The 12,567-nt window shown below is 65.1% G+C and carries 9 protein-coding genes; 4 read left to right on the top strand and 5 right to left on the bottom strand.

From position 1 onward, the window contains the following. Positions 1 to 33: 33 nt before the first annotated feature. The 4 genes from G394_RS0114915 to G394_RS0114900 all read right to left on the bottom strand — a co-directional run bounded on the left by G394_RS0114915 (position 34) and on the right by G394_RS0114900 (position 4,004). Complete coding sequence (locus tag G394_RS0114915) at positions 34 to 414, bottom strand: (deoxy)nucleoside triphosphate pyrophosphohydrolase (RefSeq protein ID WP_281168289.1); 381 nt, start codon at positions 412 to 414, stop codon at positions 34 to 36. A gap of 20 nt (positions 415 to 434) precedes the next feature. Next, positions 435 to 2,381, bottom strand: a complete 1,947-nt coding sequence (locus G394_RS0114910; protein ID WP_028578345.1) for an ABC-F family ATP-binding cassette domain-containing protein — start codon at positions 2,379 to 2,381, stop codon at positions 435 to 437. 159 nt (positions 2,382 to 2,540) lie between these two features. After that, the gene (locus tag G394_RS0114905) at positions 2,541 to 2,963 is read right to left on the bottom strand and encodes a hypothetical protein (protein WP_156902635.1); all 423 of its coding nucleotides are present in this window, start codon (positions 2,961 to 2,963) and stop codon (positions 2,541 to 2,543) included. A 39-nt stretch (positions 2,964 to 3,002) separates the two neighbouring features. Continuing rightward, the gene (locus G394_RS0114900) at positions 3,003 to 4,004 is read right to left on the bottom strand and encodes a glycosyltransferase family 2 protein (protein WP_028578343.1); all 1,002 of its coding nucleotides are present in this window, start codon (positions 4,002 to 4,004) and stop codon (positions 3,003 to 3,005) included. Between the two features lie 122 nt (positions 4,005 to 4,126). On the opposite strand from G394_RS0114900, the gene mutY reads away from it, so the two are divergent. Together mutY and G394_RS19455 are read left to right on the top strand one after the other, a co-directional pair. Continuing rightward, positions 4,127 to 5,311 (top strand): A/G-specific adenine glycosylase, encoded by a 1,185-nt coding sequence (gene mutY / locus G394_RS19460; RefSeq protein ID WP_245578351.1) that lies wholly within the window; start codon positions 4,127 to 4,129, stop codon positions 5,309 to 5,311. Then, positions 5,308 to 6,117: an esterase/lipase family protein gene (locus G394_RS19455; protein ID WP_051307234.1), complete on the top strand. Its 810-nt coding sequence runs from the start codon at positions 5,308 to 5,310 to the stop codon at positions 6,115 to 6,117. The genes mutY and G394_RS19455 overlap by 4 nt, the downstream gene beginning before the upstream one ends. A 1-nt stretch (position 6,118) precedes the next feature. Here the strand turns inward: G394_RS19455 and G394_RS0114885 are convergent, their stop codons facing one another. Further along, complete coding sequence (locus G394_RS0114885; RefSeq protein ID WP_043776170.1) at positions 6,119 to 9,202, bottom strand: EAL domain-containing protein; 3,084 nt, start codon at positions 9,200 to 9,202, stop codon at positions 6,119 to 6,121. A gap of 220 nt (positions 9,203 to 9,422) precedes the next feature. Here G394_RS0114885 and G394_RS19450 point away from each other — a divergent pair, with 220 nt between their 5' ends. Together G394_RS19450 and G394_RS0114875 are read left to right on the top strand one after the other, a co-directional pair. Beyond that, positions 9,423 to 11,036: a bifunctional aminoglycoside phosphotransferase/ATP-binding protein gene (locus tag G394_RS19450; protein WP_051307233.1), complete on the top strand. Its 1,614-nt coding sequence runs from the start codon at positions 9,423 to 9,425 to the stop codon at positions 11,034 to 11,036. A gap of 239 nt (positions 11,037 to 11,275) precedes the next feature. Beyond that, the gene (locus tag G394_RS0114875; protein WP_028578341.1) at positions 11,276 to 12,403 is read left to right on the top strand and encodes an OmpA family protein; all 1,128 of its coding nucleotides are present in this window, start codon (positions 11,276 to 11,278) and stop codon (positions 12,401 to 12,403) included. Positions 12,404 to 12,567: the final 164 nt, after the last annotated feature.

The following is a 12,567-nucleotide window of genomic DNA, read 5'->3' as shown; positions in this document are numbered from 1 at the left end:
GCAATCCTGCGTCGCCTTGAATCCCGGTGAGCTTCACCGTGTTTGCAGACAGCCGGAAAGTTCGGCCAGAACCTCCGCGTCGACCGGCAGAAAGGTGTAATCCTTCGCCTCTTCACAGGTGAGCCAGGCCAATTCCTGCCCTTCCCTGGGCGTTGGTGTGCCGGAAAATTCCGTCACCAGATGGAAGAACAGCCGAATTGCACCCCCTGTAACCTTTTTTTCCTTTACTTTCCAGAGGGAAAAAGCATCTATTGCAATGGAAAGTTCCTCATGGAGTTCCCGCTTCAGCGCCTCGGCCAGGGTCTCGCCCGGCTCAACCTTGCCTCCGGGAAATTCCCAAAAACCGGCCCAGGCCATGGTCTCCGAGCGTCTGGCCGCCAGGAAGCGGCTGTCGCGGACAATTACGCCGGCCACGACGAGGACTGGGTCGTGCGTCACGCATCCCTCTGCAGTTCGAGTTCCTGCATTTCCTTCTCCAGGTAGGCCAGGTCCGACATGATGTCCTCGGCCCGGGACTGCAGGGCCGAAAACTTCTGCCCGAGCTCCCGCGACAGGTTCTGGTCCTCGTAGGTGGCCGGGTCGGCCAGGCGCGTCTCCAGTTCCTCCTGTTCGGACAGGTTGGACTCCAGCTCCGCCTCGAGCTTCTCGAACTTCTTCTTCAGGGGCCGCAGCTGCTGGTAGATGCGGTTACGCAGCTCCGCCTCCTCCCGCTTCTTCTGCTTCTGCTCCTGGCGCACGGCCTTGACGTCCTCGGGCAGGACGCGCTCGGTCTGGGCATCCCGCTCCTTCTTGCGGGCGTGGTATTCGTCGAAACCGCAGTTGTGCACCTCGATGCCGTGGGGGGTGAGCTCCCATATCTCGCTCACCACTTCCGACAGGAGGTAGCGGTCGTGGGCCACCACGAGCATGGTGCCCGTGTAGGCCGAAAGGGCGTCCATGAGGGCCTCGCGGCTCTCCATGTCCAGGTGGTTGGTCGGCTCGTCGAGGATGAGGAAGTTGGCGCGGCTCAGGAATAGGGTACTCAAGACCAGCCGGTTCTTCTCGCCGCCGCTCAACTCCTCGACCTTCTTCTCCCAGTAGCGCTCGCCGAGCATGAACAGGCCCAGGGCGCTCTTGAGCTGAAGGTCCGAAGCCTGGGGCGCGGCCAGGCGCCTGATCTCGGAAATGACGGTGAAGGCCGGCCGCACGATGTCGGTCTGGTGCTGGCTGAAATAGCCCGTCACGATGCTCGACCCCGTGACGATCCGCCCTCCCGTGGGCTGGAGCTGGCCGGTGATGAGCTTGATGAGGGTCGACTTGCCGCGGCCGTTGGGCCCCACCAGGCCGATGCGCTGGCCGCGGTAGATGTTGAAGTTCAGGTCGGAGAACAGGGGCGCGTCGGGGAAGGAGAAGGACAGGTCCACGGCCGAGAGCACGGTCTGGTTGCCGCGCTCGGGCTCGGGCCAGGAAAAGGACAAACTTCTGCTGCGGACTTCGGGAGTCAGGGTTTCCAGCTCGCTCTGCAGCTTGCTGATCTGCCCCATGCGGCTCTGGGCTTGCCTGGCCTTGGTTGCCTTGGCCTTGAAGCGGTCCACGAAGGCCTGCTTGCGGCCGATCTCGGTGCGCAGCTTGTCGGCCTGGCGGCGGGCCTGTTCGCTGCGCTCGGCGCTCCACTCCAGGAACTGCGAGAAGTTGCCGTCGCGCAGCACGGGCTTCTCCCCGCCCAGGAAAAGCACCTTGTTGGCGCAGCGGTCCAGGAAATAACGGTCGTGGGCCACGAAGACCAGCACGCCGGGAAAGCCCAGGACGTACGATTCGAGCCACTCCACCGCTTCCAGGTCGAGATGGTTGGTCGGCTCGTCGAGGAAGAGGATGTCGGCCCCGGCCACCAGCACGCGGGCCAGCTTGGCCCGTTCGCGCCAGCCGCCGCTCAGCTCGCCCACGGGGCGCGGGAAGGCAGCCTGCGAAAAGCCCAGGCCCGAAAGAATGGCGTGGGCGCGGTGCTCGGGGTTGTACCCGTACTGATGCTCCAGTTCCTCCTGGCGCTGGTGCAGGCGCACCAGGGCCGCGTCGTCGCCGGCGTCCAGGGCGGCGCGCCATTCTTGCCAGAACTCGTTCCAGGACGGCAGGACCTCCAGCACGAAGTCGTGCAGGGTCTTGGACAGGTCGGCCCCGCCCAACTCCTGCTGCACGAAGCCGATCTGTGAGCCCTTGGGGACGGTCACCTTGCCCGAGTCTGGCGAGATGTCGCCGGCCATGATCTTGAGCAGCGTGGACTTGCCGCACCCGTTGGGTCCGACGAGGGCGAGGCGCGTCCCGGCATGGACCTCCATGGACAGGCCTTGGAAGAGGTCGACGCCGGAATAGGCCTTGGAAACGGCTTGGACTGTGATTTTGGACATTGGTCTGATGCGGTTGGCTGTTGTGCAAGGTCGCGGCATGACGAGTCCATGGATTCCCGCGAAAGCGGGAACCCATGGACTCGGACCGCCCTCATCGTCATGGTGCGGCGGCTTTCCGCCCGTTCCGGCGAGGTTCTCCGGCTGCGTTCAGGTCCCGGACTACTCCGACTCGAAGAAGATGGACATCTGGGTCATGAGCGAGGTCACGGACTTGTTGAACATGTCCTCGGAGAACTCCGTGGCCACGAACTTGGTCTGCAGCATGAGGAACTCCTCCTGCTCCTCGCCCAGGGGCGGCGTGATGGTCAGGGACGCGCCCAGAAGATCGCCGTTGATGGTCAGGAGGTCCATGAGGTCCTCCTTGCTGATTTCCTCGATGGAGCCCAGGGACAGGGACACCGTCACCGTAGGCACGTCGAGGGTGCCCTGGTTGGATTCCAGGGACAGGAAGCCGCTGGCGTCCTCGCCCAGTTCGAAGCCCCACAGGGCGCCGTCCTCGGCCGGTTCGGAAATGGGTTCGAATTCCGTGGCCACCTTGCGCAGCACCGTCTCCATATCCTTGGCGAACTTGATCATATCCATAATGCCTCACCTCCTGGGGTGACTGTGTGATGCCGGCCCTCACGCGGCCAGCAGAAAATGCGTTCCCATGCGCCAACCGCGCTCAGCGAGCTCCCTGGCGATGCGGGTCCCGGCCCCGCGGTTGCCGACGTACGACAGCAGGAACTCGCCGTCCGGCGCCCCCAGGTCGTGCCAGGAGCAGACCGGGCGGCCGCTGGCGGTCTGGCCGATCTTGTCCGGGTCGACCTCGAGCCAGCGTTCGATATTCACGCCGTGCTCTTCGAGCATCAGGGCGCGCCGTCTGGTCACGCGGCCGCCGCCCACGACCGAAACCCGGTCGACGCCGCGCGCCCTGAGCCATCCGGCCAGATAGCCCGACTTGACGCGGTGGAAGGCGTCGGGGTCGTAGCGCGGGTCGTTGCGGGTCAGGCGGGTCGGCGGGTCGTTCCAGACCAGCACGTCCTCGGGCACCTTGTCCATGCGCACGCCCGCGTCCATCCAGCGTAGAAGAAATTCGTAGTCTTCGGGAAACGGGCCGTCATAAAACGCCCCGTGACGGCTGACAAGCTCTTTGCGGAACATGGCGCTGGGATTGGCCAGGGGCGATTCGACGAAGCGGTGCAGACGGATGTCCTCCTCGGCGACCAGGGTGTTGGTCCAGTCCACGTACGCCTTGTAGCCGCGCCCGGCCACCGGGTCCCCGCCGAAGCGCACCCGCCCGCCCACGAGGCCAATGTGCGGATGGCGATCCAGATGCGCCTTCTGCAGCGCCAGACGTTCCGGCAGGCAGACATCGTCGGCGTCCATGCGCGCCACGTATTCCCCGCGGCACTGTTCGAGCCCGAAATTCATGGCCTGCACCACCCCGCCGTGGGGGCGGTCGAAGACGCGCACGCGGCCGTCGCGGGCCGCAAAGTCCCGCAGTACGTCGAGGGTCGAGTCCGAAGAGCCGTCGTTCACGGCCACGATCTCGAAGTCCCTCCAGCTCTGGTCCAGCAGGCTCTCCATGCACCGGGCCAGGCCCGCCTCGGCGTTGAAGCACGGCAGCACCACGGAGATCATTGCGCGCCCCCCGACGGAGCCACCCGCCAGACCGCGGGGCGCAAGAGGCTCATCGACGACATTCTCCCATCCCCTCCATGCCGGTCTTGACAGCACCCGAGGCGCTGACCGAAGCAGGCCACATGCCGAACCGTTTCCCGAACAAAATCATGAGCAGCCTCAACCAGCAGACGGACACCACCATGACACCCACCCGACCGTCGGCGGAAGCGCCCAAAGAGGGCCTCGCCGACGCCCTTCTCGACTGGTTCTCGCGCCACCGCCGCGACCTGCCCTGGCGCCGCACGTACGAGCCCTACCACGTCTGGGTTTCGGAGATCATGCTCCAGCAGACCCAGATGGAGCGGGGCGTGGCCTACTTCGAGCGCTGGATGGAGCGCTTCCCTGACGTGGCGGCCCTGGCCGAGGCCCACGAGGACGAAGTCATGAAGCACTGGGAGGGCCTGGGCTACTACTCCCGGGCGCGCAACCTGCACAAGGCGGCTCGCGAGGTCCGGGAGCGCCTCGGCGGACGGCTGCCCGACACGGTGGAGGGCCTGCAGTCCCTGCCCGGGGTGGGCCCCTACACGGCCCGGGCCGTGGCCAGCATCGCCTTCGGCCGCGACGTCTGCGTCATCGACGCCAACGTCGAGCGGGTCGCCAGCCGCCTGTACGATATCGACGTTCCCGTCAAGTCCCGACAGGCCAGGGCCGAGATCGAGAGCCGCTGCTCCGCCCTGCTGCCCCCCGGTCGGGCGCGGGACTTCAACCAGGCCATGATGGAACTGGGCAGTCTGGTCTGCGCGCCCCGCAACCCGGCCTGCGCCGCCTGCCCCCTGGCCGGATGGTGCCAGGCCAGGGCCCTCGGCGTGCAGGAGGACAGGCCGGTCACGGCGGCGGCTCCGCAGCCCGTCTACCTGACCATGGCCACGGGTGTGCTCGTCCACGACGGGCTCGTCCTGGCCCAGAAACGGATGCCCGACGACATCTGGGCCAACCTGTGGGAATTCCCGGGCGGCATCGTCGAGGACGGCGAAAGCCCCCAGCAGGCCGTCATCCGCGAATATCTGGAGGAGACGGGCCTGGCCGTCAACCACCCCGAGCCCATCGGCTCGTTCAAGCATTCCTTCACGAGGTACCGTGTGACCCTGTACGCCTACGCCGTGACCCTGCTCTCGGACCCCGCCGAACTGGAGCTGCGCGCCGCCCAGGAGCACCGCTGGGCCACGTGGGCGCAGATCAGGGCCCTGGCCTTCCCGGCCGGGCACCGCAAGCTCGTCAGGCATCTCGACGCGGACGCGAAGTTTCTGGCGGGGGTGCGGCCGTGATCACCTTCCTGCTCCTCGCCCTGGTCGGCTTCGTCGGCTTCGTCACCCTCCTGACCTACACCCTCTATTGCTACGAGGAAACGAACCAGTCGGGACAGCCGCTTGCGCCCTTCCTGGCCATGGCCGGGCGGACGGCCCTGCGCAGCGCGGCCAGCGAACTGGCCATCGTCGCCCTGCACCCCCTGGGCCTGTGGCCCGGCCTGTGGTCCAAGCCGACGCAGGGCCGCCCGCTGGTCGTTCTGGTTCACGGGCTCTTCCACAACCCGGGGGCCTGGATTCTGTTTCGGCACAGGCTGCGCGCCAAGGGCTTCGGCACGGCCTGCTTCGGCTACCCCAGTTGGGCCGTGCAGTGGGATGAGACCGTCGCCGGCCTTACGACATACCTGACGAAAATTCTGGCAGAAAACCCCGAACGGCCGGTGCACCTCGTCGGGCACAGCCTGGGCGGCCTGCTGCTGCGCTGCGCCCTGGCCCAGATGCCGGACCCGCGCATCCGCACGCTGGTCACCCTCGGCACGCCCTACGGGGGCAGCAAGCTTTCCCCCTTCGCTCTGTCCTCCCTGGGCCGCTACCTGGCCTACGGGGGCGAAACCGTGACGCGGATCGCGGCCTTGCCGACGCCGGCCGGCGTGCGCTGCCTGGCCCTCTATTCCCCGGCCGACAATATGGTCATGCCCAATTCCGCCCTGCGCTGCGGGCTGCAGGACTGGGAGGAGCGGCAGACGCGGCCCGTGAGCCATGTGGCCATGCTGCACTCGAAAGACGTGTTCGATGAGGCGCTGGAATGGATGCGGCGCTCGACCTGATTCAATCCGCCGGGGCCTGGCGTTCGAGCAGGCCCACAAACGTGTCCGCCGGGACCGGGGGCGAGAACAGGTAGCCCTGCCCGAAGCGGCAGCCCAGGGACTTGAGCAGGTTGAACTGGCCGGTGTTCTCCATGCCCTCGGCCAGGGGCGTGATGCCGAGGCTGTCGGCGATGCCGAGCATGGCGCGCACCAGGGCCAGGGAAGACTCATCGGGCAGATTCTTGACGAAGGCCCGGTCGATCTTGAGCACGTCGAAATGCAGGGACCGCACGTAGGACAGGGACGAATACCCCGTCCCGAAATCGTCCAAGGCCGTGGACACCCCCAGGCTGCGCAGGGAGTCGAGGATCGTCCGGGCCTGGTCGATGTTCTCCATGTAGACCGTCTCCGTGACCTCGAGGGTCAGGCGCACGGCCGGCAGGCCGCTTGCGTCCAGGATTCTGCGCACGTCGGACAGCAGGTTGCCGCGCTGGAAATGGCGGGCGGAAATGTTGCACGAGACGCGCAGGTCGCCGAGCCCCTCGTCGCTCCAGAACCGCGCCTGGCGGCAGGCCTGGGAGAGCACGACGAGGTCGATGTCGGTGACGAGGTTCGTCTGTTCGGCCACGGGGATGAACGCCGCTGGCGGAATCAGCGTCCCGTCGTGCTTGCGCCAGCGAGCCAGGGCCTCGGCCCCGACGATGCGGCCGCTCTCCAGGTCGATGATGGGCTGGTAGAAGGCCTCGATCTCCCCCGCGTCCAGGGCCAGGCGCAATTCCCGCTCGATCTCCATGCGCTGCTGCACGTGCAGGGTCAGTTCCGGGGAGTGGAACTGGAACATGCTCTTGCCCGCGGATTTGGAGTGATACATGGCCAGGTCCGCGCACCGCACCAGCTGGCCGGCCGTCTCCCCGTCCCGGGGGAAGACGGCGATGCCGACGCTGACGCCGAGATGGATTTCCGAGTCTTCGAGATGGAAGGGCTTGTTCAGGGATTCGATCAGGCGCCTGGCCAGGTCGGCCCAATCCTCCTCCCCGGCGCCCACGGCCGAAACGATGATGAACTCGTCGCCGCCGAGCCTCCCGACCATTTCCGACGTTGTCAGGACGGAGGTCAGACGCTGTCCGACCTCCATGAGGACCACGTCGCCGGCGGCGTGACCCCAGGAATCGTTGACGATCTTGAAGTCGTCGAGATCCAGGAGCAGCACGGCCAGGCTGCCGGAATGGGGCAGCAGGCTCTCCAGCGTCCGCGAGAGACGCTCCAGGGCGCACAACCGGTTCGGCAGCCCCGTCAGGGCGTCGGCATAGGCCAGCTCCTGCAGTTTGGCCTCGGCGCGGCGCATGTCGGTGATATCGAGAAAGAAGGCGATGGACTGCTTCGTGCGCGGGATGAGGGCCACAGTGACGCGCACGAAATGCATGCCGCCGGCGGCATCGAGAAGCCGGGCTTCGTAGGACCGCGGGGCCGAATCCTCGCTCTCGCGGCGCCGGACGTGGTAATTCAGCATGCGGCGGGCGTCCTCCTCCACGAAGAAGCGCATCCAGGACGGGTGCGCGGCCACGTCCTCTTCCGTGGCACCGACCAGATGGAGGAACTCCGTGTTGGCCACGGCGATGGTCGTGTCATCGTTAATCAGGATGCCGGGCGTCCCGGTGTTCATGAATATGGCGCGGTAACGGGCTTCGGACTGTTCCAGCAACCGCCGCGTCTGCTCCATCTCCCGGATGTCCAAAAACGTCTCCAGGAGGTACTCCTCGACGTTGCGCGTCACGGTGGTGGCGGACTTGAGGATGTCGATCCGCTCCCCGTCAGGGCCGATCAGCACCCGCCGGGAGTTGTCGCAGACCTGGCCAAGGTCGATGACCGGACATTTTCCCGATTCCGTGGGACAGACGAACTTGTGGCAGGACTTGCCCAGAACCTCTTCCTCGGTCTTGCCGATGAGTTCGCAGGCGTAACGGTTGGCGATGACGATGACCTTGTCCCGTTTGCGGATGAGCATCACTCCGACCTTGAGGGCGGCCAGGACCTCGGTCAGGAAACGCTCGTTCTCACGCACGGACCTGAACGCCGCGTCCGTGATCATGCTCAATTGGTCGATCTCGTCGCAACGGGCGTCCAGAGCGCAGATCTGCGCGTCCGGGGCGTCCCGCACCAAACGCGAACGCAGGTCCGCGAGTCGGGAAAGAATACTTTTGTCGAGGAAGAAGAGGCCGGCGAAAAAGCCGACGACTCCGAAAAAGATGACCACGGCCAGGCTGTTTCTCATGGCCGAACTGACATACACCGCGAGTTCCCGCGGGGCGTTGGCGATGATGGCGATTGGTTCCCCGCCGGCGGCGTCGGGGATCAGCAGGCCGCTCCAGATCCTCGACTGCTCCGGAACGACCACGGCCTTGTCGAAGGCTGTAGAATCCCCGTGCAGCGGACGCATGACCTCGGGCAGAGCCCTCTCGGATGCGACCGTCAGACGCAGATCGAGCTCCGTGCGACGCTTCAATTCGAGCAGGTACGGCGTGTCGATTTCCTGGATCATCCATAGCCATCCCCTGGACGGCCCGCTCTCTTGGGAGGTGAGGACGGTTTTGCTGCCGACTATCCAGAGTTTTCCGTCGATATGGGCCACGGCGGTGCGGCCTCCTGCTGCGTTTCCGGCGGCGCTCACCCGAACGGCATCCTGGACATACCGGATGAGGCCCGGCACGGAGTCGCCGAATTCGCCGCTTTCGGAGTCCTTGAAAGACGCGTGCAGAATTTCCCCGTGAACGGAAACGAAGATCATGGAGTTCAGCCGCTGATTGCGGAACACGTCCGGGGTGACGTTGCTGGCCAGGTACGCGTCCGTCGGCTCCGCCATGAAGGCATACGTGTCGTCCCACCACGCCCAGTCCTTGAGCAGGGCATCGACCTTGTTCATGTCCTGCTGCAGGGCGTTGCGGGCACGGCGGACGTTGGCCGCGGCCAGTTCCCGCTCGAAGCCGTCGACGCGGTCGGAAATGATGAGTCCGGCCATGAGCACGCAGGCCAGCCCTATGGCCGTAAAAATTGCGGTCAGGACGATGGTCGTGCGGATGCGCAGGCTGGCGAACGGGCTGTAGGACATATGTATGACAGTAATTTCAACGTGCCGAACGGGCAACGAAAATCTCGTACCACCGGATTTTTCGCCCACCCTTGGAACGATAATCGAACAGCCTATGCACGCTGGGCGCAGCACTGTCAAATAGCCGCAATACGAGTCAAGGCGTTAAAGATTTTGCGCACGGCGGGATTTGTGGTACCTTGGAAGCGTCATCCATGCCATGCCCCAAAGGGAGACAGCCATGACTTCGCCTTCCAGACTCGACGCGATCCTGCGGGCCATGTCCGATCCTGCCTTCTACCCCCACGACGTGTCCCGGATCGAAATCAGACAGACGCACATTTCCGCGGTCCTCCTGACCGGACAGTGGGTCTACAAGCTGAAGAAACCCAAGAGCCTCGGCTTCCTTGACTTCAGAAAACTCGCGGAGCGCAGGCGATTCTGCCGGCGCGAGGCGGAACTCAACGGCCGCCTGAGTTCCGGCGTCTATGCCGGAGTGGTCGGCATCCACGAGGACGACCGGGGCAGGCTGTCCTTCGGGCCCGGAGGACGCGTCGTCGAGTACGCGGTGAAGATGCGGCAGTTGCCCGAAGAGGCGAACCTGGCGCACCTCCTGGAATCCGGATGTTTCACGGACGACCGGCTGGAGGCCCTCGGACGGGTCCTGGCGACCTTCCACGCCGGCGCCCTGCGCAGCCCGGACATAGATGGCTTCGGCGACCCGGAACTCATCCGCTTCAACATGGAGGAGAACTTCGAGCAGATCGGGCCATATGCCTCCGGGCTTCTGGACATTGAAAAATGGGAGTTTATCCGGCAAGTCAGCCGCGCGTTCTGGAAGGACCACCACGACCTCTTCCGGCACCGCGTGCGCAGCGGAAGGATCAGGGACGGCCACGGGGACCTGCGCGTCGACCACGTCTATTTTCACGATGGCATCCAGATCATCGACTGCATCGAATTCAACGACCGCTTCCGCTACGGCGACACGGCCCTTGACCTGGCCTTCCTGAGCATGGACCTGGATCGTCTGGGATTTGCCGAGGCCGCCCGCAGACTCGTCGCATTCTATGCCCGTGCGGCTTCCGACCCCGAAGTCTATGCGCTGCTGGATTTTTACGCCGCATACCGCGCCCTGGTCAGGCTGAAGGTCGCCTGCATGTCCATGGCCCAGGCGGACGACCGTCACCGCGCCCTTCTGCAAAGCGAGGTCCGAACCTACCTGAACCTGGCCTTCCGCTACGCCCTGTCCTTCGGACGACCGACGCTGTGGGTCTTCTGCGGCCTCCCGGCCTCGGGCAAGTCGACCCTGGCCGAGCGTACCGCGTCGGCACTGTTCATGCCCGTCTTTTCGTCCGACGCCGTGAGAAAGGAAGACCCGGGCACACCCGCAGACTCCGTGGCGCCCTTCAACACGGGGCTGTACCGGCCGCTGTTGCGCGGACGCGTCTACGCCAGGCTCCTCAATCTCGCCCAGGAACACCTCAGGAACGGCTCATCCGTGGCCCTGGACGCGACCTTCTCCGAAAGCAGGTGGCGGCAGGCGGCCGCGGAGCTGGCCGCAGACCTCAGGGTCGGCATCGTCTTCGTTCACTGCGCCTGCGCAGTCGAAACCCTGCGGCTCCGCCTGGCAAGGCGGGAAGGCTCCTGCGGGGCATCCGACGCACGGCTGCACCACCTCGACGACATGCTCCGCAGCTACGAGGCGTTCGAGCCTGCGCCCGCAGACGCGTACCTGCCTGTGGATACGGACAAAGACCCGCAGTCATGCCTGCTTGAGACTCTTTCCGGGGCGCACTCGCTCAGATGCAGACAACTGGACAGACTCGAATCGGACCTATACGCTCCTCGCTGAAACAAAGTCTGCTGAAATCAATGGCAAATACCGCGCCAGCGTCGCGGCGTTCGGCAAATCGACCTGAGCCTGCCGCCATCCCCAACCCCTGGGCATTCCTTAAATTTTCAATCTTTTCCGATAAATACGAACAATCAAAAATTATACTCGTCAGTAGCGCTTATTTTGTTATAGAGATCAAACGTTTTGAGCATTTCGTCCATTACGAGATCACATATCAACCTGAGGAGTCGAGAATTATGAGAAAATGCACCCTGATCCTGTTGAGCCTGCTGCTGGCCCTGTCAGTGGCCACCGCCTCGATGGCGGCCCAGAACCTCGTGAAGAAAGTCGACAATTTCATCATCCTGGTCGACCGTTCCGGTTCCATGGATGACAAGTACGTCGGCACCAAGGACAAGAAGATCGTCCTGGCCAAGGCCCTGCTGGAGCGCATGAACGCCATGATCCCGGAACTGGGCTACAACGGCGGCCTGAACACCGCCGCCCCGGCCGGCGAAATCCAGGCCCTGGCCCCCTTCGCCGTCGCCTCCTACGGCGCCTCCGTGGCCAAGGTCCCGACTCTGATCGGCGCCAACCCGACCCCTCTGGGTGTCGGCCTCAAGGCTCTTGAGCCCGCCCTGCAGGGCGCTTCCGGCCGCAACGCCGTGATCATCCTGTCCGACGGCCAGGAAAACGCCGGCGAAGGCTCCCTGAAGGTCGCCGCCGCCCTGGCCGAAAAGTACAACGTCTGCTTCCACACCATCAGCTTCGCCGACACTGTGGGCGGCAACCAGAAGCTGCTGGACGACATCACCGCCCTGAAGTCCTGCGGTGTCGGCGCTTCCGCCGCCCAGCTGGCCGATGACGCCGCCATGAAGAAGTTCGTCAAGGCCGTGTTCTACGACGAGGCCTCCGCCCCGGCCGATCCCTGCGCCCTGGACGACGACGGCGACGGCGTCGGCAACTGCAAGGACACCTGCCCCGGCACCGCCGCCGGCCTGGCCGTCGACGCCGCCGGCTGCCCGATCCCCATGGTCGTGAAGCTGAAGGTCAACTTCGACTTCGACAAGTCCGACATCAAGCCCCAGTACCACCAGGAACTGGCCGACTTCGCCGCCTTCATGCAGCAGTACCCCGGCGTTTCCGTCGAGATCGACGGCCACACCGACTCCAAGGGCACCGACGAATACAACCAGAAGCTGTCCCAGCGCCGCGCGAACAGCGTGCGTGAGTACCTGGTCAAGAAGCTCGGCATGGACGGCTCCAAGATCACGGCAGTGGGCTTCGGCGAGTCCAAGCCCGTGGCCAGCAACGACACCGACGCCGGCCGCGCCGAAAACCGCCGCATCGAGGCCGTGCTGAAGGGCGTGTACAAGAAGAAGTAATCCGGCTCCACGAGACGGAAAATATGGCGGCTCCGCATAGGGGCCGCCTTTTTTTTCGTCTGAGAGATGGCGGACGCGGCCGACGGCAGGCGTCCCAGGCAACCGCCTGGATGCGTACCGCAAGCGCCACCCGTCGGCTCTGAGCCGATCAGGATGCGAACGGA

It is taken from the genome of Desulfomicrobium escambiense DSM 10707, assembly GCF_000428825.1.
GTDB classification, from domain to species: domain Bacteria; phylum Desulfobacterota; class Desulfovibrionia; order Desulfovibrionales; family Desulfomicrobiaceae; genus Desulfomicrobium; species Desulfomicrobium escambiense.
Note: the sequence above shows the minus strand (reverse complement) of the source record. Positions and strands in the feature narration are given on the sequence as shown.

Excerpts from the sequence above, each read along its gene's own strand:
- G394_RS0114910 (WP_028578345.1), bottom strand. The coding sequence starts at position 2,381 with ATGTCCAAAATCACAGTCCAAGCCGTTTCCAAGGCCTATTCCGGCGTC.
- G394_RS0114905 (WP_156902635.1), bottom strand. The coding sequence starts at position 2,963 with ATGGATATGATCAAGTTCGCCAAGGATATGGAGACGGTGCTGCGCAAG.
- G394_RS0114900 (WP_028578343.1), bottom strand. The coding sequence starts at position 4,004 with ATGATCTCCGTGGTGCTGCCGTGCTTCAACGCCGAGGCGGGCCTGGCC.
- mutY (WP_245578351.1), top strand. The coding sequence starts at position 4,127 with ATGCCGAACCGTTTCCCGAACAAAATCATGAGCAGCCTCAACCAGCAG.
- G394_RS0114885 (WP_043776170.1), bottom strand. The coding sequence starts at position 9,202 with ATGTCCTACAGCCCGTTCGCCAGCCTGCGCATCCGCACGACCATCGTC.
- G394_RS19450 (WP_051307233.1), top strand. The coding sequence starts at position 9,423 with ATGACTTCGCCTTCCAGACTCGACGCGATCCTGCGGGCCATGTCCGAT.
- G394_RS0114875 (WP_028578341.1), top strand. The coding sequence starts at position 11,276 with ATGAGAAAATGCACCCTGATCCTGTTGAGCCTGCTGCTGGCCCTGTCA.